Below are 18,711 nucleotides of genomic sequence, written 5' to 3' on the forward strand. Positions count from 1 at the left end.
CCTACGCCGTGCGCGGGCGCCTCGTCAAGCCGGCGGCCCGTCAGCGGCCCGCCTGGAGCGCCGCCCAGGTCGCGGGGCCCACGATCCCGTCGGCGGTCAGACCGTGCGCCGCCTGGAACGACGTCACCGCGCCCGCGGTGGCCGGCCCGAAGCTGCCGTCCGCCTCACCCACCGGGTGGCCCTGCTCGTTCAGCAGCAGCTGGAGGGCCTTGACCTGCGGCCCCACCGAGCCGTCGCGCTGGGTGGTGTACGTGTCGAAGCTCAGCCCGTCCCGGCTCCCGCCGCCCGTGCCGGTGCCCTTGACCAGCTCCATGTAGCGGTTCCAGTCCCAGTACGGGCCGGGGTCGGTGTGGTCGTTGCCGGGGGCCTCGCTGTGCCCGATGATGTGCGTCCGGTCCTTCGGGACGCCGTACTTGTCGCACAGGGAGGCGGTCAGCGCGGCCGAGGAGCGGTACATCGCGTCCGTGAACCAGGTCGGGTCGTCGATGAAGCCCTCGTGCTCGATGCCGAGCGCCGAGGCGTTGGCGCTGCGCGCGTGGTAGGCGGTGTCGGCGTCGCGGACCATCTGGGTGATCTGGCCGTCCGACGAGCGCACCACGTAGTGCGCGCTCACCTCGGACACCGGGTCCTGGAACCAGCTGATCGAGCCCGCGTACGAGCCCTGGGTGACATGGATGATCACCTTGTCGATCTTCGCCGTGCGGCCGGTGGTGTAGTTGTTCGGGTCGGCCGGCACCCAGAGCGCGGCCGGGTAGTCGGCGCTGCGGGTGCCGGTGTCCGCGGCGGCGACGCCGTCCTTGTGCGGCGAGACCGGGCGGCCGGTCACCGTGATCCGCTCGCCGCCCGGGGTGACGGCGTCCAGGCCGTCCACCAGGAAGGTGTAGACCGTGTCGGCGTAGAGGGCGGCGGCCGGCCCGTCCGTACGGCGGCGCCGCCCAGGATGTTGGCGCGGTTGTCGGAGCGCAGGGCGGCGAGCGGTTCGCCGGTGAGGGCGGCGGCCCGTTCCAGCGTGTGGTGGGCCGGGTTGCTGACCAGGTGCATCACGCCGAAGCCGTTCGCCTGGCTGGGGCGCCCGGAGTGGCCGTCGAGGCGGGTCTCGCCGTACCCGACGGCGGCGAGCAGATCACGCGGTACGTCGAACTCCTCGGCGGCCCGCTCGAACGCCCGGTCCAGCGGGCGCCCGGTGTCCGTCGCGGCGAGGGCCGGGGTGCCGGTCGCGGCCAGGACGGTGGCGGTGAGGGCCGCCAGGAGGGATGCGCGGGCCTTGAGGCGGGCGGCGCGTGTGGGCATACCTGCTCCTGCTCTGTGGGGAAGGAGAGCGGCCCCGGGCCTGTAGCGGGGCCGGCCCGGTGGCCGCGAAGCCTGCTCACGGTAGAGAGCCATTGAAGGTATGACAATCATGCTCCGCGCGTGTCGAACCTCCGTTCACTCCGACGGAGTTGGGGCCCGGCGGCCCGGAGTGCGCTCTCCGGGATTCGTACACCTGGACAGCCCCCCACCGCACGGGGGAACGCGGACCGGGCACGCCGCCGCCAGGGCGTATAACAGAGAACTCCGGACCAGCCGGCGTCCCCGATGGCACTCACATCTCACGCGGCAAGGCGTCACCGCGTACGACAGCGGAGAAGTGCCCGATGAGCATGAGCACGGCAGACGAGATCAGCACCTTGCTGACGGCGAACTTCGGAACCGACCCCGTGGCGATCCGCCCCGACGTGCCGCTCCGTCAGCTCCGCCTGGACTCGCTCGCCCTGGAGGAACTGCGTCTCCTCATCGAGGACCGGCTCGGCATCGACCTCGACGACGTCCAGCTCACCTCGCGCGACACCGTCGGCCATCTGGTCGACGCCGTGCACCGCAAGGCCGCCGCGTGACGGCCCCGTACCGCCTCCCGCCCTTCGCCGCGGCCGTCACCGGGATCGGGCTCGTCACCTCGGCGGGCGTCGGCGCCGAGGCCACCTGGCGCGCGGTGAACGACCCCGCGGCCACACCCTGCGTGCCGCACCGGGCCGAACTGCACGGCCTGCCCTGCGACTTCATGTACAGCGTCACCGACCTCGACACCCGGGCCGTGCTCGGGGTGGCCGCGCACCGGCTCATGGACCGCTTCTCGCACCTCGCCGTCATCGCGGCCCGGGAGGCCGTCGCCGACGCCGGCCTGGACCCCGCCGTCTGGGACAGCGGCCGGGTCGCCGTCGTCATCGGCTCCGCCCACGGCGGCCTGCCCTTCTACGACGAACAGCACACCGCCCTCACCGAACGCGGCGCCCGCCGCGTCTCGCCCAAGCTCGCCCCGCTCGCCGTCGTCAACGGCGCCGCCAGCAGCGTCGCCACCGACCTCGGCGCCCGCGGCCCCAGCCAGGCCGTCTCCACCGCCTGCTCCTCCGGCACCGTCGCCATCGGCACCGCCCACCAGATGCTGCGCACCGGGGCCTGCGACATCGTCGTCGCCGGCGGCGCCGAATCGGTCTGCTCCCGGCTCCTGATCGCCAGCGCCTGCCGGCTGAAGGCCGTCTCCACCCGCCGCGACGACCCCCGGGCCGCCTGCCGCCCCTTCGACACCCACCGCGACGGCTTCGTCGTCGGCGAGGGCGCCGGACTCCTCGTCATGGAACGCCCCGAGCACGCCCGCGCCCGGGGCGCCGCCGTCCGCGCCCACATCGCCGGATACGGGGCCTCCAGCGACGCGTACTCCGCCGTCGCCCCCGACCCCGACGGCCTCGGCATCGAACGGGCCCTGCGCACCGCCCTCGCGGACGCCGGGGTCTGCGCCGCCGACATCGGCCACGTCAACGCCCACGGCACCTCCACCGTCTCCAACGACCTGATCGAGACGACCATGCTGCGCCGGGTCCTGGGAGAGCACCCCCTCGTCACCTCCACCAAGGCGATGACCGGCCACACCCTGGGCGCCGCCGGCGGCATCGAGACCGCGCTCACCGTCCTCGCCCTCCAGCACCGCCTGGTCCCGCCCACCGTCAACCTCGACGCCCCCGACCCGGACATCCCGGTCGACGTGGTGAGCAAGGAGGCCAGGCCGGCGGCGTTCGACGCCGCAGTCAAGACCTCGCTCGGCTTCGGGGGCCACAACGCCGCCCTCGTCCTCACCAGGGCCTGACCACCGAAGGACCGATGACCATGCCCGACGAGATCGTCCGGACCCTCTCGCTGGACGGACTGCGCTACCGCTACCGCGTCCTGCCGCAGCCCGCGCCCGTCACCGAACCGGTCATCGTCCTCGGCGGCGCGCTCCAGGGGATGTACGGCTGGCCGCAGATGGACGAACACCTGGGCCCGCACGCCAGTGTCGTCACCGCCGACCTGCCCGGCATGGGCGGCGCCGACCCGCTGCCGCCCGGCACCGCGGACGACCTCCTGTACGCCGCCGTCACCGGCATCATCGACGACCTGGGCGCGGACCGGGTCAACCTCTTCGGCTTCTCCTACGGCGCCTCGATCGCCTTCGGCTGCGCCCGGCGCGACCCCGGACGGATCGCCCGCCTGGCCCTCGGCGGCGTACCGGCGCACATCAGCCGGGCCCAGCGCGACCAGTGGAGCCGGGCCGTCGACCGGCTGGAGGCCGGGGACGCGCAGGGGCTGGCCCGGCTGACGGCCGAGGCGCTGATGTGCCTGGACCCGGAGCGCCCCGTCCACCGCAGGGAGCTCGCCCTGCGCTACGTGCGCCGGTCCTTCGTGCACGCGCTCACGCACTCCCCGCACACCGAGAGGTCGCTGCGCCGGGCGCTGGAGCGCCGGCCCGACTTCTCCGGCGGGCTGAGCGGGGTGCCCGCGCTCGTCTTCGCGGGCGAGCACGACACCGTGACCTCGCCGCAGCGCCAGCGGGCCTTCGCGGCGACGATCGAGGGCAGCCGCTTCCTGACCATCGGCGAGTCCGACCACTGGGTCGTCCTGGAACGCGCCGACGACGTGGCGGACCTGGTGGCCCGCTTCGTCACGGACCGGCCGCTGGAGGCCGCCCCCGCGCTGCGGCCGCTCGCCTCGCTGCCGCGCCCGCGCGCGGGCGCGGCAGGTCCGGCACTGCCGCGGGCGGGCGGCTGAGCCGCCTGCCCGCCCGGATCAGTGGTGGCCGTGGTGGCCGCGGTCCGGGGCGTTCACGTCCAGCCGCACGATCTGCGGGTCGTGGTCGCTCGCCTGGTCGGCGAACTCCGCGTTGATGTGCACCACGTCGTAGTCGAAGCGGCGCACCCCGGGGCTGGTCAGGATGTGGTCGAGGGTCTGCGAGTTTCCCTCGTACACATAGCTGTACTGCTCGTTCTTCGGCAGCGTGGTGATCAGCGGCTTGAGGACCTTGCCGGCGGTCAGCGCGCCCACGGTGGGCGAGAAGGCGAAGTCGTTGAGGTCGCCGAGGACCACGACGCGGGCCGACTTGTCCGCCGCGAGCAGCGACTTGACGAAGGTGTTGACCTCCTTCGCCTGCTGCACGCGCTTGGTCTCCGAGCTGCGCACCGGCTCCTGGTAGCGGCCGTGCAGCGGCTGGTCGCCGCCCTTGGACGCGAAGTGGTTGCCGACGACGAAGACCGACTCGCCGCGGAAGCGGAACTCGCCGGCCAGCGGCTTGCGGCTGTCGTCCCAGGCGGCACTGGCCGGGGCGATCCGGCCGGGCGACACCGACAGGGTGACCCCCTTCTTCGTCCGTACGGCGGCGACGGGCGTCGTCGCGTCGCCGCCCGGACGGTCCACGAAGTCGACGCGCTTGGGGTTGAAGAGGAAGACGTTGCGGATGTTGCCGCCCGGCTCGCCGCCGTCCTTGCCGTCCTGCGGGGCGACATAGCGCCAGGAGTAGCGCGGGCCGCCCGCCGCCACGATCGCGTCCGTGAACCGCTTCAGCGTCGCCTCGGAGCCGACCGTGCCGTCACTGACCGCGCCGTTGTCGTCCTGGATCTCCTCCAGGGACACGATGTCGGGGGAGGAGAGGTTGACCGCGACGCCCTCGGCCAGCGTGTCGAACTTCGCCTGCTCGTCCAGTGCGTCGAGGTTCTCCACGTTGTAGGTGGCGACGGCCAGCTCCTTGCCCTTCTGCCTCCGGGTGACCTCGCGGCGCAGGTGGTGGTCGGTGAGCGTGCCGAGCTGGGTGGCCTGGAGGTTGTAGCCGCCGTAGGAGTCGTAGTCCAGGACGCCGGAGGTGGCACCGGACAGCACGTCCCCCACGTTCGCCGTGGGCACGGGCTTGTCCGCGTCCAGCGACATGACCTTGATCCGGCCGGTGTTCTGGCCGGTGTACGAGGAGTACAGCGTGCCGCCGCGCCGGGTGGGGTTCTGCTTCGGCTCGACCGTGACCCACACCTCTCCGTACGCGGTCGTCGCACCCGTCACCCGGGTGTCGGCGATCCGGACCCGGGTGCCCTCCAGGGACTCGTACAGGTCCAGGGCGTACTTCGACGGCTCCAGGGGCAGCGCGTCGATCGAGCCGCCGCCGGCCGAGGGGACGTACCGCGAAGGCACCGCCTTGGCGTTCAGCACCACCGGGGCGGGCAGTGCGTTGCCGGAGGACAGGACCGTGACCCGGGGCGAGGTGATCTCGGTGACCGACTGGGTGGTGGTCGACGGGTAGTACTCGTCCACCGTGCCGCTGACCAGCACCGAATCGCCCACCGAGACGGCCGGGGCGGCGGAGCCGGTGTAGACGAAGACGCCCTCGGCGGTGCGCGGGTCGGCGTCCGGCGCGGTGTCCTGGATCCAGAACCCGCGCGAACCGGAGGCACGCACCGCCGTGACGACACCGGGCACCCCGGTGACGGCCCGCCCGTCCAGCGGGGAGACCCGGGTGGTGCCCTGGACGTCGTGCACGCGCACGGTGCCGGGCTCGGTCGGGTTGCCCGGGTCGCCGGGGTCCTCGCCGCCGCCGGAGGTCTCCCCGGCCGCGTTGACCGGGGTGGGGGCGGCCGAGGAGAGGTCGGCGGCGTTGTCGTCGGTGTCGGCGAGCGAGGCGGCGCGCGCCACGGAGGCGGTGGCGGAGGCGCCCGTGGCCGGTCCGCCGCCCTCCCGGACGACGGCGGTGCCGTAGCCGACCAGGTCCACGATGCGGGTGTCGGCGGCACAGTCGGCGGCCGTCTTGCAGGTCAGCGGGGTGGTCCCGGAGACCAGGGCGACGGTGCCGCTCGCGGCGGCCATCGCGACGGTGCCGGTGGCGTCCGGGGCGGGCAGGGCGACCGTGCCGCCGGTGCCCGCCGCTTCGGCGACGAGGTAGCGGTCACCGGGGGCGACCGAACCGGTCAGCGCCGAGACCTGCCACTGCGAACCGGCCGACGGGGCGCCCGGCAGGTACTGGACGCTGAAGCCGGACAGGTCGTACGCGGCGGAGCCGGCGTTCGCCAGCTCGATGAAGTCACGGGTGAGCGTCGCACCGGAGTTGCCGCCGCCCCCGTACACCTCGGAGATCACGGCGGTCGACGACGGGGCCGCGAAGGCGGCGGGCAGCGCGGTCGCCGAGAGCGTCACGGCTACCGCGCCGGCCAGCAGGACGGAACGGGGTGTGGATATGCGCACGGTAACTGCCCCTCAGAGTGTGGTGAGGGAGCACAAGCTATGCGCGTAGAACGGACGGTGACAAGGCATCAGGGGTGAATTCCGGAAAACGTTCGGTCGCGAGCGGGACTGTCCATGATGCGGCGATGGTTTGACCGGGTTGCTCCGGTCCGGCTACGTTGCGCGGCATGCAGCGATCCGCACACCTGACGACGCGAGGTCATATCGACCTGAAGCGTGTGTGCTCCGCCGTGTGTCACCGCGCCTGAGGCACCACGCCCGCGCCGGCCCGGACCACCCTCCCGGTTCCCGAGGTCCCGAGCCCAGTGCCGCCCCGACACCGAGCCCATCGCCGCCCCCGAGGACCTGGAAGACACTGTGAAGAGTCTGTCCGCCCCCGCCCGCCGCCCCCGCGAACCGCGCACCGCCCCGCTGCGCCGCGCCGACATACCCGCCCCGCCGCCCGGCCGCCGGCCCACCGGCACCGGTTCCGTCTTCGGGGCGATCCTCGACCACGGCCCGGTCGCCCGGTCCACCGTCGCCCGCCTCACCGGACTCTCGCCCGCCTCCGTCAGCGGGCACGTCGGCCGACTCCTCGCCCGGGGCCTGGTCCGGGAGAGCGCGGAGACCGCCGGGCCAAGGGGCTCGGCCGGCCGCACATCCCCGTCGAGATCGACACCGGCACCTATCTGGTGGCCGGGGCCCACATCGCCGTGGCGCACTCCACCCTCTCGCTGATGGACCTGCGCGGCCGGATCGTCGCCGAGGACCGGCAGCCGCACCGCACCACCGAACCCCACCGCCTGCTCGCCGACCTCGCCGCCCGGCTGCCCCGGCTGGTGGCCGCGCACGCCGGCGGCCGCACCGTCCTCGCCCTCGGCCTGGCCACCGGCCACCGCGTGGACCCGGCGAGCGGCGTCATCGTTGCGCACCCCCAGCTCGGCTGGCGCGACGTCCCGGCCCGCGACCTGCTCGCCGCCGCGACCGGGCTGCCCGTCCACGTGGACAGCCATTCGCGCTCCCTCGCCCGGGCGGAGCAGCTGTTCGGCCAGGAGTCGACCCGGACCAGCACCGTCCTGCTCTTCGTGGGCGCGGTCGTGGACGCCGCCTTCGCGACCGAGGGCGCCATGCACCGGGGCCCGCGCTCGGGGGCGGGCAGCGTCGCCCATCTGCCGCTGGGCGCCGGGGGGTCGGGCGGTGCGGAGCCGTGCTCCTGCGGGCGGACCGGCTGCCTCCAGTCGGAGGTCTCCGAGCGGGCCATGGTGCGGCGCGCCGCCGCCCAGGGGCTGGTCACCGGGTCCTTCCCGGAGCTGCTGGCCCAGGCGCTGGCCGGGGAGGCGCGGGCGGTGGCGCTGTTCCGCCGGCGGGCCCGGCTGGTGGGGCGGGCCGCGGCCCTGCTGCTGGACATGTTCGACCCGGAGGTGCTCATCGTGGTCGAGCCGGGGACCGGCCGGATACCGGAGTGCCTGGCCGATCTGCGCGCGGAGGTGGCGGAGCGCTCCTGGGTGTGCGACGACCCCGAGCGGGCCGTGGTGCCGAGCAGCTTCACCGGCTCGGTGCTGGCCACGGCGGGCGGCGCGGTGGCGCTCGGCTCGCTGTACACGGACCCGCTGGGGCCTTGGCCCGCGCTGCCCGCGGTGTCCTGAACCCGCCCTGGTCCCGGGCCCGTTCCGTAATCCGACTTAATTCAGTCAGTTGCATTGTTGACCGGGTGCGAACCCCGACGGGATGATGGATTCATGACCAGCCGACAGCGGAATTCAGGGAAAGCGTCCTCGGTGACGCGCCTCTTCCGCTCGTCCGCGCCGGCGCCCACGGGCGTCCGGCTGCTGTGTCGCGGCCGCTGTCCGGGCCTCCGGTAAATACCCGCTGAAATTCGGCGAACGTTCTGCGCCGCCGCGCGCCTCGCCGTGCGCATTTCCGTGCGCGTCTCCGTGCGGCCAGGCGATTTCCGCCCCGCCGCCCTCCTTTCCGGCTTTCCGACTTTCCATCACGGGAGAGACGATGACCGTCACTGTGCCCTCGTACGCGGCCCCGGCCGCCGCCCCCGCCCCGGCGGGGATCGCCCCCGACCGTTTCAAGCAGGCGTTCCGCCGCTACCCCGCCGGGGTCGTCGTCATCACCGCCGACGCGGGCCGCGGGCCCGTCGGCTTCACCGCGACCTCGCTCACCTCGCTCTCGCTCGACCCGCCGCTGATCTCCTTCGGCATCGGGACCACCACCTCGTCGTGGCCGCACTTCGAGCAGGCCCGTACGGCCGTCGTGCACTTCCTCGGCGCCGAACAGCAGCCCCTGGCCACCACGTTCGCGACCAGCGGCATCGACCGCTTCGCCACCCCCACCCGCTGGCACCGCCTGCCCGAGGGCGAACCCGCGCTCGACGGGGTGGCCGGCCGGCTGCGGGTGGAGTCCGAGCAGATCGTCCCGGCCGGAGACCACCGCATCGTCATCGCCCGGGTGGTGGACGCCTGGCTCGACGAGGGCCGCAGCCCGCTGCTCTTCCACGACGGCGCCTACCACTCCCTCTGACCGCCCCCGGCGCCCGCAGACCACAGATCAGGACTCACCCATGTCACGCCACCACACGTACCCGGCGCTCGGCCGCAGATCGTTCCTCGCCCTCACCGGCACAGCCCTCATCGGTACGCTCGCCGCCTGCTCACCGCAGGCGAAATCCGCGGCGAGCGCCGAGCCGGCCGGAAAACTCCCTTCCGGGGCGCCACCGCCGGGTACGAAACTCTCCATAGCCGTCCGCACGACGCATCTCCAACTCGGTCCCGCCGGACTGGAGAAGGACCTGCCCTTCACCGTTTCGCAATGGCCCAATCTGAGTGCCGGACCCGATATCATCCAGGGATTCCGAGCCCATTCCATCGACCTGGCCGTCAACGCCGGAATTCCGCCGATCCAGGCCCGCGCCATCGACGTCGGCGCGAAGATCGTCGCGGTGCAGGTGCGGAACAACCCCTCGTACGTCTTCGCCACCGCCCCCGGCTCCGACATCCGGTCCGTCGCCGACTTCCGGGGCAAGAAGATCGGCTTCTCCCAGGGGCAGGCCCAGGGCGTCGTCGTCCTGCGGGCACTGAAGCAGGCGGGCATCGCCAACAAGGACGTGGAGCTGGTCGCCCTGCCCAGCACCCAGTTCCTCACCGCCCTGCAGTCCAAGCAGGTCGACGTCGCCCCGCTGGGCGAGCCCACCCTCACCAAGTACCTCACCCAGTACGGCGAGGACGGGGCGCGCGGCGTGAAGACGGACGTCGTGGACCTGCTCTCGGTGCTCTGGGCGCCCAACGAGGTGCTGAACGACCGGAGCAAGGCGGCGGCCGTCCGCAGCTTCATCCCGCTGTGGGCCCGGGGCCAGGTCTGGGCGTGGGAGAACACCGACGAGTGGATCGACACGTACTACGTGAAGGACCAGGGCGTCTCCAGGCAGGACGGCAAGCGCATCGTCGCCTCGCTCCACAAACCGCAGTTCCCGGTCGGCTGGGACAAGGCGATCGCCTGGGAGCAGGAGACCGCCGACCTGATGGCCGCCGGCGGATTCGTGCCGGAGCAGGACGCCACCGAGCTGTTCGACCGCCGCTTCGAGGGGTTGGCGGCCAAGGCCGTACCCGCCCAGTACCGGGAGACGTCATGACCGAGCTGCTGACGAACACCCGCACCACCGGACCGGTCAGCACGGCCGCCGCACCCGCGAAGGAGGACACACAGGCGCCCGCCCCCGCCCCGAGGGCGGCCCGCAGACGGCTGGGGCCCGGCCGCGCCATCCCCTTCGGGCGGCTGATCGGCCCGGTGCTGGTCATCGCCCTGTGGTGGTTCGCCTCCGCCATCGGCTACCTCGACCCCCGGATCCTGTCCGGGCCCGGTACGGTCCTGTCCACCGCCTCCGACCTCGTCTCCAGCGGCCGGCTCCAGGACAACGTCCTCATCTCGCTCCAGCGCGCCGGACTCGGCCTGTTCTTCGGTGTGACCGCCGGCGTCGTCCTCGCCGTCGCCGCCGGACTGAGCCGCACCGGCGAATACCTCCTGGACGGGCCGCTCCAGATCAAGCGCGCCATCCCGTCCCTGGCCATGCTCCCGCTGCTGATCCTCTGGCTGGGCATCGGCGAGCAGATGAAGGTCACCGTGATCGCGCTCGGCGTCGCGGTGAACATGTACATCAACACGTACGCCTCGCTCACCGGCATCGACAGCCGGTACGTCGAACTCGCCGAAGGGCTCGACCTGAGCCGCGCGCAGTTCATCCGCAAGGTCGTCGTGCCCGGCTCGCTGCCCGGCTTCTTCGTCGGGCTGCGCCTCGGAGTCACCGCCTCCTGGCTCGGACTGATCGTGGTCGAGCAGATCAACGCCACCAGCGGCATCGGCTACATGATGTTCCAGGCCCAGCAGTACGCCCAGTCCGACGTGATCATCGTGGGCCTGGTGGCCTACGGGATCTTCGGCTTCGCATCGGACGCGGCGGTACGCGCCGTCGAGAGGAAGGTCCTGTCATGGCGACGCACCCTGGCGGGCTGACCGGCCCCCGCGCCACCGCCCTCCCGCAGCGCCCCGCGATCCGCACCCGCGACCTGGTCCGCCGCTTCGGCGACCGCCACATCCTCAAGGGACTCGACCTCACCGTCGCACCCGGCGAGTTCACCGCACTGCTCGGCCGCAGCGGCTCGGGCAAGTCCACCCTGCTGCGGGCCGTCGCGCGCCTCGACCACACCGTCGAGGGCTCCGGCGAACTCACCGTCCCCGACCGGGTCTCGCTCTCCTTCCAGGACTCCCGGCTGCTGCCCTGGTTCCGGCTGATCGACAACGTCACCCTCGGGCTGCGCGGGCCCGGGGCCCGCGAACGCGGCCTCACCGCCCTGGCCGAAGTCGGCCTGGAGGGCCGGGACCGCTCCTGGCCGCACGAGCTGTCCGGCGGCGAACAACAGCGCGCCGCCCTCGCCCGCGCCCTGGTCCGCGAACCCGGACTCCTCCTCGCCGACGAGCCGTTCGGCGCCCTGGACGCGCTGACCCGGATCAAGATGCACGACCTGCTGCGCGAACTCTACGAACGCCACCGCCCCGCGGTGCTCCTGGTCACCCACGACGTGGACGAGGCCGTCGAACTCGCGGACCGGGTCCTGGTCCTGGAGGACGGCCGGATCTCCGTGGACCTCACCATCGAGCTGCCGACCCCGCGCTCCCGCCGCGACCCCCGGTTCCAGGAGTACCGCGACACCCTGCTCACCGCGCTCGGGGTCGCCCAGCCCCAGCCCCGGACACAGCCCCGGACACGGTCCCAGCCCCGGACACAGCCCCAGCACCCCCACCCTCGTACCGAAGCGAAGGACTCCCATGGCCCGCACGCCTGACCGCAAGCAGCTCCACCTCAACGCCTTCCTCATGTCCACCGGCCACCACGAGGCGTCCTGGCGGCTGCCCGAGAGCCCGGCCGGGGCCGACTCCGACATCGAGCACTACAAGAACCTCGCCAGGATCGCGGAACGCGGCAGGCTGGACTCCCTGTTCCTCGCCGACAGCCCCGTCCTGATGGGCGATCCCGGACGCCGGCCCGCGGCCAAGCTGGAACCCACCGTCCTGCTCACCGCACTCGCCGGCGCCACCCGCCACATCGGCCTCATCGCCACCGCGTCCACCAGCTACAACGAGCCGTACAACCTGGCCCGCAGGTTCGCCTCGCTGGACCACGTCTCGGGCGGCCGGGCCGGCTGGAACATCGTCACGACAGCGGGCGCCGACGCGGCCCGCAACTTCGGCCTGGACGACACCCCGCTGCACCGCGACCGCTACCGGCGGGCCGGCGAGTTCGTGGAGGTGTCCACCAAGCTCTGGGACAGCTGGGCCGACGACGCGGTGATCGCCGACAAGGAGCGCGGCGTGCACGCCCTGGCCGAGCGGGTGCGGCAGATCGGGCACCGGGGCGAGTTCTTCCGCGTCGACGGTCCGCTGAACGTCCAACGCCCGCCGCAGGGCTACCCGTTGCTCGTGCAGGCCGGGTCCAGCGAGGACGGCAAGGACTTCGCGGCCCGGTACGCGGAGGCGGTGTTCACCGCCCAGCAGACGCTGGAGGAGGGCATCGCGTTCTACAAGGACGTCAAGGAGCGCGCCCGGGCCGTCGGCCGCAACCCGGACGGCATCAAGATCCTGCCCGGCATCGTGCCCGTCATCGGCGACACCGAGGCCGAGGCGCTGGCGCTCGACGCCGAGCTGGAGGGCCTCATCGTCCCCGAGTACGCCAAGCTGCAGCTCGCCAAGCGGCTGAAGATCGCCCCCGACGACCTCGACCTGGACGCGGAACTCCCCGAGGACATCCCCACCGAGGACGAGATCGAGGGCGCCAAGAGCCGCTACACCCTCATCGTGGAGCTGGCCAGGCGCGAGAAGCTGACCGTACGGCAGCTCATCGGACGGCTCGGCGGCGGACGCGGCCACCGCACCTTCGCCGGAACCGCCGAGCAGGTCGCCGACACCATCGAGCACTGGTACGACAGCGGGGCCGCCGACGGCTTCAACATCATGCCCGCCGTCCTCCCCTCCGGCCTGGAGGTCTTCGTGGACCGGGTGGTGCCGATCCTCCAGGAGCGCGGCCTGTTCCGCACCGAGTACACCGCGAGCACCCTGCGCGGCCACTACGGGCTGCCCCGGCCCGCCAACCGCCTCTTCGACGGAGTCGACCTGAGCGACGGCCACTTCGGCATCGGTCTGGCGGAGGCCCGGTGACGGACTGTCCGCATCCGGGGACCGGTACGGGTACGGTCCGGCAGCCGCCGCCCGGCCGGGCGCGGCGGCTGCCGGGCTACTGCCTGCGGCACCGCACCGATCTCCTCATGGCCTTCGGCGCCGCCGTGACCGCCGCCGTCGCCACCGCCACCCTGCCCCTCGTGCTGCGGCACGTGGTGGACGGGGTGGCGGCCGGCGCCACCGCATCGCTCGCCCCCTGGACCGGGCTGCTCGCCGCGCTCGCCGCGCTCCGCTCCGGCGCGAGCTTCACCCGCCGCTACCGTTCGGGCCGGCTCTCCCTGGGGGTGCAGTACGACCTGCGCAACGACGCGTTCGCGGCGCTGCTGCGGCCCGGCGGCGCCCAGCAGGACGATCTGCGCACCGGACAGGTGGTGAGCCGGTCCCTCTCCGACATCACCCTCATCCAGACCCTGCTGCAGTTCCTGCCCAACCTCACGGGCAACGCGCTGATGTCCCTGTTCTCGCTGGCCTTCATGGCGGTCCTCTCCCCCCTGCTGACCGTCGTGGCACTGGTCGTCGGCCCGCTGCTCTGGCTGATCGCGCTGCGCAGCCGCCGCGGCCTGTTCCCCGCCAACTGGCACGCCCAGCAGGAGGCCGCCGAGGTCCGGGAGACCGGCCCGCGATCGTGGAGGGCCAGTGGACCGCCGAGCGGCGCGGACACGAACGCGTCGTCGCCGAGCAGCCCCCGTACTCGATCCTCGCCCGGGGCATCGAGCGCGAGGTGCTGCCCACCGCGCGGCGTTACGGACTCGCCGTACTGTCCTGGAGCCCGCTGGCCGGCGGCTGGCTCTCCGGCCGCTACCGCAAGGGGGCCGGCCAGCCCGCCTCCAGCCGGGCCGAGCGGCAGGCCGAGCGGTTCGACATCGCATCGCCGGAGAACGCCGCCAAGCTCGACGCCGCCGAGGCGCTCGCCCAGCTGGCCGACGAGGCCGGGCTCACCCTCGTCCGGCTCGCCCTGGCCTTCGTGCTGGAACACCCCCGCCGTCACCTCGGCGATCATCGGCCCGCGCACCCTGGAGCAGCTGACGAGCCAGCTCGGCGCGGACCGGGTGCGGCTGAGCCAGGACGTGCTCGACCGGATCGACGAGATCGTCCCGCCCGGCACCAACCTCTCGTCCCGGGACGCCGGTTACCACCCGGCGGACCTCACCGACCCGGCCCTGCGCCGCCGTTCGCACCCCGCCGCGTGATCAGGCGGCCGGCACCCGGTCCAGGAAGCCGCTGACCGAGCTGATCCGCCCGTCGCCCGTGAGGGCCACCACGTCCGAACCGGCGACGGGCGCCGAGCCGTCCGGGGCGACCAGCTCCCAGCTGAAGCGGACGAGGGCGTGGTGCCCGTCCACCGCCCCGGCCGGCCGGAAGACGAACCCGGGGAACTGCTGCCGCGCACCCGAGATGGCCGCCGCCAGCTGCTCGTGGCCCCGGACGTCGGCCAGCGGGTCGGTGTACGTGGCGTCGTCGGTGAACGCCGCGGCGACGGCCTTCTCCAGCTCCTCGGGAGCGGCGTTCCAGGCGGCGAAGTAGCGCTGCACGGCGTCGTCGTACGCGGTCATCGTGAGGTCCTCTCGTCGTGCTTCCGGCCGGTGGGCCGGGAGCGCTGTGCTCGTGAGGAACACGATGTCCGACGGCGCGAGGGCCGTCGATTACCTCCGGGGTAAGGGGATTCCGGGGGAGCCGCTACGTCCCGTCCGGGCCGTCCGCGATGACGTGCATGGCGGCCTCCTCGGCCGGGGCCGCCGCCCCGTCGATCCCGACGTCCTCGCCCGCCATGCTGTCCGGCTCGTTCACATCCAGGTCACGGGTGAGCCGCCCGGCGCGTGCGGTGCCGACCTGATAGACGTCGTCGCCCCGGTCGGCATCATCCATGGCGCTCCCCTTCCCGTGACGGGGCTCCCCTTCAGCATAGGCAGCCGGGGCCCGGCCCCGCAGGGCGCGCCGGGTGGGCCTGCATTCGGGTGAGGTGTGCGCGACCATGGACAGTGCAGGCCGGGGGAGAGTGCAGGCCGGGCCGGGGACGCCCACCGGGCGCCCGCAACGATGGGCCGGCCACGAGAGGCCATGAGAGGTCGTCTGGAGAGCCGTCATGGATTATCCCGAGAGTTATCAGCTCGTGTTCCAGTCGTCCGCGGTGGAGGACGACACGGTGACCGTCCACCGGACGGCACAGAGCGGAGCCGGCGGACACCCCGTCTACGAGGACGAGACCGGCATCGTCCGCGCCGAGATCAGCGACCACGCGGAGGTGCGCATGCTCGCCAGTGGCGGCCATCAGCGTCTCGGAACGCCCTTGGTGGTGCGCGAACAGGCCGCGTGAACGGCTGAGAACCCCACTACCGCCCCTGCGCGTGTGTGAGGGGAGCCCGCGCCTATCACGAGCACACCCGCGCGTACATCGTGCCGAGGCACGACAATCCGGCCCTGCGCGTCCCACACTTGGTCGAAATTTTGCCCCTGGTGGGCGGCTCCGGAAGGACACCAGGCAGACTCACCCTGTAGGAATCTCGCCACGAAGAGGATCACGCATGATCACGTTGAACAAGGAAGACGGCCCGGCGGACCTGGACGGAGTCACCCACCTGTCCATCGGCGTCTCCTGGGACCCCACCGTCGGCAGCAGTGGCGGGCTGATGGGGAAGCTGCGTCAGAAGAAGGGCACGGACCTCGACCTCATCGCCGTCGCGATGCAGGGCGCGGACCCGGTCCGGCTGGCCGGCCTGGACTCCCTGGACCCGCTGGGCAACGGCTCGCTGATCCACAGCGGTGACAACCAGACCGGGAAGGGCGACGGCGACGACGAGACGGTCACCGTCGACTTCGCCAAGGTGCCGCCGAACGTCACGGCGATCGTCTTCATCGCCGCCGCGTACAAGAAGGGCAGCGCCTTCCAGAACGCGCGCAACATCAGCTTCAAGGTGTACGACGCCACGGGCGGCAGCAGCCAGCAGGTCGCCGACATCTGGCCGAGCCTGCTCACCACCGACAACGGCTGCGCCGTGGCGAAGGCCATGCGGGTCGGCGCCGGCTGGAAGCTCCAGGTGGTCAACGAGACGGGCAAGATCAAGCAGGGCGACGAGCACGCCCTGATGCGTTTCGCGATCAGCAAGTAACGCCTGGCGGGAGCCGTACGGCGCAGCCCCGGCCCGTGGGCGCCCGGTCAGTCGACCCGGCGCGCGCGGGCCGGGGCCGTCGCGTTCCCGGAGGCGAGCGGCGAGCGCGCCAGCTCCACGCAGCCCGCCGCGATCAGCCCGAGAGCCAGCAGCTCGGGGAGCACCCACCAGCCGGTGCGCAGATCCTCACCGAACAGGGTCACCCCGTACAGGACGCTGATCAGGGCGTCGCCCAGGGTCAGACACGGCTGCACGGCGACGAGTGTGCCCGCCTGGAGCGCGTTCTGCAGGAGGAACAGCGCGCCGACGCCCGCCACCGCGGTGGCGTACAGCTGCCACGCGCTGAACAGCGCCCCGGCACCGCCCCCGCCGTCGAGCCGTGCCATGGCGTCCTTCATCAGCGCGGCGGTGAGCGCGTAGGCGCAGGCGGCGGCCGTGGCCAGCAGGGCGGCCCGGACATCGCCCCGGGTGGCCAGCGCCCCGGCGATCAGCAGCGCCTCGAACACGCCCGTCAGGATCAGCGCCGGCACCCACCCGGCCCCGTGCACCGAATTGCTCCCGCCGCCCGGCGCCGCCGACGCCATGCCGAGGGCCAGGCCCGCCGTCACGGCCGCCACCCCGAGCCAGACGGTCCGGGGCAGCCGCGCCCGCATCATGAACCCGGCCAGCAGCAGCGTCGCCGGAAGTTCGATCACGAAGATCGGCTGGACCACCGAGATCGGGCCGGTGGCCAGCGCCACCGCCTGGCAGACGGCGGCCACGATCACCAGGGCGATCCCCGCGAGCCACACCTTCTGGCGCAGCAGATGCCCGATCAACGACACCCGCATGGCCTCGGTGTGCGGGACCTCAAGGGCGGCGCGGCGCTGGAGGACGGAGGCGGAACCGTTGCTGAGGGCGGTCAGAATGGCGAACAGGACGGCGATCACCGGACCATCATGCGGCCCGTCCCGGCCCGATCCCGGCTTCCTCCGCACCACGGCATGGCGGCCTCTGCCAGGGTGGCCCCATGAGGAACGAACCCGACCTGATGACCGCGTAGCGTGCCGTCCATGGCCGCGCACACGAAGACCTCCGCAGGCACCGCGCCCGTCCCCGTGCTCTCGCCCAGGGCGCTGGGGCGGGCGACCCTGGAGCGCCAGCTGCTGCTGCGCCGGGCCGCGATGAGCGCGAAGGACGCCGTCGCCCACCTCGTCGGCCTCCAGGCGCAGAACACCAAGCCGCCGTACTACCAGCTCCTGGCGCGGCTGGAGGGGTTCCGGCCGGCCGAGCTGGCCGGACTGATGGAGTCCCGCGAGGTCGCCCGCCTGGTCACCCTGCGCTCCACCATCCACACCCACACCGCCGCCGACGCGCTGGCCCTGCGCCCGCTGATGCAGCCCGCCTGCGACCGGGAGCTCGGCATCTTCCGCAAGCGGCTCACCGGCGTGGACCTGGACCGGCTGCGCGAGGCGTGCAGGGCGTACGTCGAGGAGTCACCCCGCACCCCGAAGGAGATCCGCGACCGGCTGCGCACCGAGTGGCCCGACGCCGATCCGAGGGCCCTGAGCACGGCCGCACGCTGTGTGCTGCCGCTGGTCCAGGTCACCCCGCGCGGTGTCTGGGGCCGCAGCGGCGGCGTCGCGCTGACCACCGCCGAGCACTGGCTCGGCCGCTCGGCCGACGCGGCCCCCGGGCTCGACGCGGTCGTACTGCGCTACCTGGGCGCGTTCGGCCCGGCATCCGTGAAGGACACGCAGACCTGGGCCGGGCTGACCCGGCTGGGCGAGGTCTTCGAGCGGCTGCGGCCCCGGCTGATCACCTTCCGCGACGAGAACGGCGTCGAACTCTTCGACCTGCCCGACGCCCCGCGCCCCACCGAGGACACCCCCGCCCCGCCCCGCTTCCTGCCCGAGTTCGACAACGTCCTGCTCGGCCACGCGGACCGCACCCGGGTCATCCCGCCCCACCTCAAGGGGCTCAACGGGGTGGGCAACCAGACCTACGGCAGCGTGCTGGTGGACGGCTTCCTCGCCGCGCTCTGGCGGCTGGAGAAGACCCCGCGCGACGCACCGGCCGTCGTCACCGTCCAGGAACTGCGCCCGCTCACCGCCGCCGAGCGCGACGCCGTGACGGACGAGGCGGCCGCCCTGCTCTCCGCGACGGCGCCGTCCGCCACCGACGGCAACGGCCACGACATCCGGTTCGGCCGGTTCGTGAACCTCGACCGCTGACCGGGGCGCCGCACGGCCCGTCCGCTCCCGGCGGCGGCTCCGCACGGTCCGTCCGCTCCTGGCGGCCGCTCCGCATGGTCCCTCCGCTCCCGGCGGCGGCTCCGTACGGTCCGTCCGCTACGGCAGCAGCCCCGCACGGCCCGTCCGCTCCCGGCAGCAGCCCCGCACGG

14 protein-coding genes and 5 pseudogenes are annotated in these 18,711 nt (G+C 73.1%); 14 read left to right on the forward strand and 5 right to left on the reverse strand.

The genetic code is table 11. The annotated features are described in order from the left end of the window. Positions 1–46: 46 nt before the first annotated feature. Positions 47–1,290: pseudogene (locus tag E6R18_RS07875) on the reverse strand (N-acetylmuramoyl-L-alanine amidase); the annotation flags it as partial. 350 nt (positions 1,291–1,640) lie between these two features. Between E6R18_RS07875 and E6R18_RS07880 the strand changes: the two are divergent. Genes E6R18_RS07880 through E6R18_RS07890 form a run of 3 tightly spaced genes read left to right on the forward strand, consistent with a single transcriptional unit; the run spans position 1,641 to position 4,059 of the window. Continuing rightward, positions 1,641–1,874: an acyl carrier protein gene (locus E6R18_RS07880; RefSeq protein ID WP_168712294.1), complete on the forward strand. Its 234-nt coding sequence runs from the start codon at positions 1,641–1,643 to the stop codon at positions 1,872–1,874. Further along, positions 1,871–3,118, forward strand: coding sequence for a beta-ketoacyl-[acyl-carrier-protein] synthase family protein (locus E6R18_RS07885; RefSeq protein ID WP_136316122.1), 1,248 nt, complete (start codon positions 1,871–1,873; stop codon positions 3,116–3,118). The genes E6R18_RS07880 and E6R18_RS07885 overlap by 4 nt, the downstream gene beginning before the upstream one ends. 20 nt (positions 3,119–3,138) lie before the next feature. Beyond that, positions 3,139–4,059, forward strand: coding sequence for an alpha/beta fold hydrolase (locus E6R18_RS07890; protein WP_136316123.1), 921 nt, complete (start codon positions 3,139–3,141; stop codon positions 4,057–4,059). An 18-nt stretch (positions 4,060–4,077) separates the two neighbouring features. Here E6R18_RS07890 and E6R18_RS07895 read toward each other — a convergent pair whose 3' ends face one another. Then, positions 4,078–6,507 (reverse strand): endonuclease/exonuclease/phosphatase family protein, encoded by a 2,430-nt coding sequence (locus E6R18_RS07895; RefSeq protein ID WP_136316124.1) that lies wholly within the window; start codon positions 6,505–6,507, stop codon positions 4,078–4,080. Positions 6,508–6,864: 357 nt separating this feature from the next. On the opposite strand from E6R18_RS07895, the pseudogene E6R18_RS07900 reads away from it, so the two are divergent. The 8 genes and pseudogenes from E6R18_RS07900 to E6R18_RS07935 form a co-directional block, all read left to right on the forward strand. Continuing rightward, positions 6,865–8,132 (forward strand): annotated as a pseudogene (locus E6R18_RS07900) (ROK family transcriptional regulator). 358 nt (positions 8,133–8,490) lie between these two features. After that, positions 8,491–9,015: a flavin reductase family protein gene (locus E6R18_RS07905; RefSeq protein WP_136316125.1), complete on the forward strand. Its 525-nt coding sequence runs from the start codon at positions 8,491–8,493 to the stop codon at positions 9,013–9,015. Positions 9,016–9,055: 40 nt separating this feature from the next. After that, entirely contained in the window at positions 9,056–10,123 is a 1,068-nt protein-coding gene (locus E6R18_RS07910) for an ABC transporter substrate-binding protein (protein ID WP_136316126.1), read from the forward strand. After that, positions 10,120–11,001 (forward strand): ABC transporter permease, encoded by an 882-nt coding sequence (locus E6R18_RS07915; protein ID WP_136316127.1) that lies wholly within the window; start codon positions 10,120–10,122, stop codon positions 10,999–11,001. Before E6R18_RS07910 ends, E6R18_RS07915 begins: the two co-directional genes overlap by 4 nt. Next, a complete protein-coding gene (locus tag E6R18_RS07920) occupies positions 10,977–11,831 on the forward strand; it encodes an ABC transporter ATP-binding protein (RefSeq protein WP_240799639.1) in 855 nt (284 codons plus the stop codon). Before E6R18_RS07915 ends, E6R18_RS07920 begins: the two co-directional genes overlap by 25 nt. Then, positions 11,815–13,200 (forward strand): LLM class flavin-dependent oxidoreductase, encoded by a 1,386-nt coding sequence (locus E6R18_RS07925; protein ID WP_136316128.1) that lies wholly within the window; start codon positions 11,815–11,817, stop codon positions 13,198–13,200. Before E6R18_RS07920 ends, E6R18_RS07925 begins: the two co-directional genes overlap by 17 nt. A gap of 107 nt (positions 13,201–13,307) precedes the next feature. After that, positions 13,308–13,751, forward strand: a pseudogene (locus E6R18_RS34735) (ABC transporter transmembrane domain-containing protein); the annotation flags it as partial. 89 nt (positions 13,752–13,840) lie between these two features. Beyond that, positions 13,841–14,411: pseudogene (locus E6R18_RS07935) on the forward strand (aldo/keto reductase); the annotation flags it as partial. Here E6R18_RS07935 and E6R18_RS07940 read toward each other — a convergent pair. Together E6R18_RS07940 and E6R18_RS07945 are read right to left on the reverse strand one after the other, a co-directional pair. Continuing rightward, positions 14,412–14,774, reverse strand: a complete 363-nt coding sequence (locus tag E6R18_RS07940; protein WP_136316129.1) for a nuclear transport factor 2 family protein — start codon at positions 14,772–14,774, stop codon at positions 14,412–14,414. A gap of 124 nt (positions 14,775–14,898) precedes the next feature. Beyond that, a pseudogene (locus E6R18_RS07945) lies at positions 14,899–15,054 on the reverse strand (DUF5709 domain-containing protein); the annotation flags it as partial. A 250-nt stretch (positions 15,055–15,304) separates the two neighbouring features. Here E6R18_RS07945 and E6R18_RS07950 point away from each other — a divergent pair. Continuing rightward, positions 15,305–15,535, forward strand: a complete 231-nt coding sequence (locus E6R18_RS07950; RefSeq protein ID WP_136316131.1) for a DUF6296 family protein — start codon at positions 15,305–15,307, stop codon at positions 15,533–15,535. Positions 15,536–15,743: 208 nt separating this feature from the next. Further along, positions 15,744–16,328, forward strand: coding sequence for a TerD family protein (locus E6R18_RS07955; RefSeq protein ID WP_136316132.1), 585 nt, complete (start codon positions 15,744–15,746; stop codon positions 16,326–16,328). Positions 16,329–16,375: 47 nt separating this feature from the next. Here E6R18_RS07955 and E6R18_RS07960 read toward each other — a convergent pair whose 3' ends face one another. Beyond that, positions 16,376–17,257 (reverse strand): DMT family transporter, encoded by an 882-nt coding sequence (locus tag E6R18_RS07960; protein ID WP_136316133.1) that lies wholly within the window; start codon positions 17,255–17,257, stop codon positions 16,376–16,378. Positions 17,258–17,380: 123 nt separating this feature from the next. Here E6R18_RS07960 and E6R18_RS07965 point away from each other — a divergent pair, with 123 nt between their 5' ends. After that, positions 17,381–18,541: a winged helix DNA-binding domain-containing protein gene (locus E6R18_RS07965; RefSeq protein WP_136316134.1), complete on the forward strand. Its 1,161-nt coding sequence runs from the start codon at positions 17,381–17,383 to the stop codon at positions 18,539–18,541. The last annotated feature ends 170 nt before the right edge of the window (positions 18,542–18,711 follow it).

The sequence above is a fragment of the Streptomyces sp. A1277 genome (assembly GCF_004795015.1).
Taxonomy (GTDB): domain Bacteria; phylum Actinomycetota; class Actinomycetes; order Streptomycetales; family Streptomycetaceae; genus Streptomyces.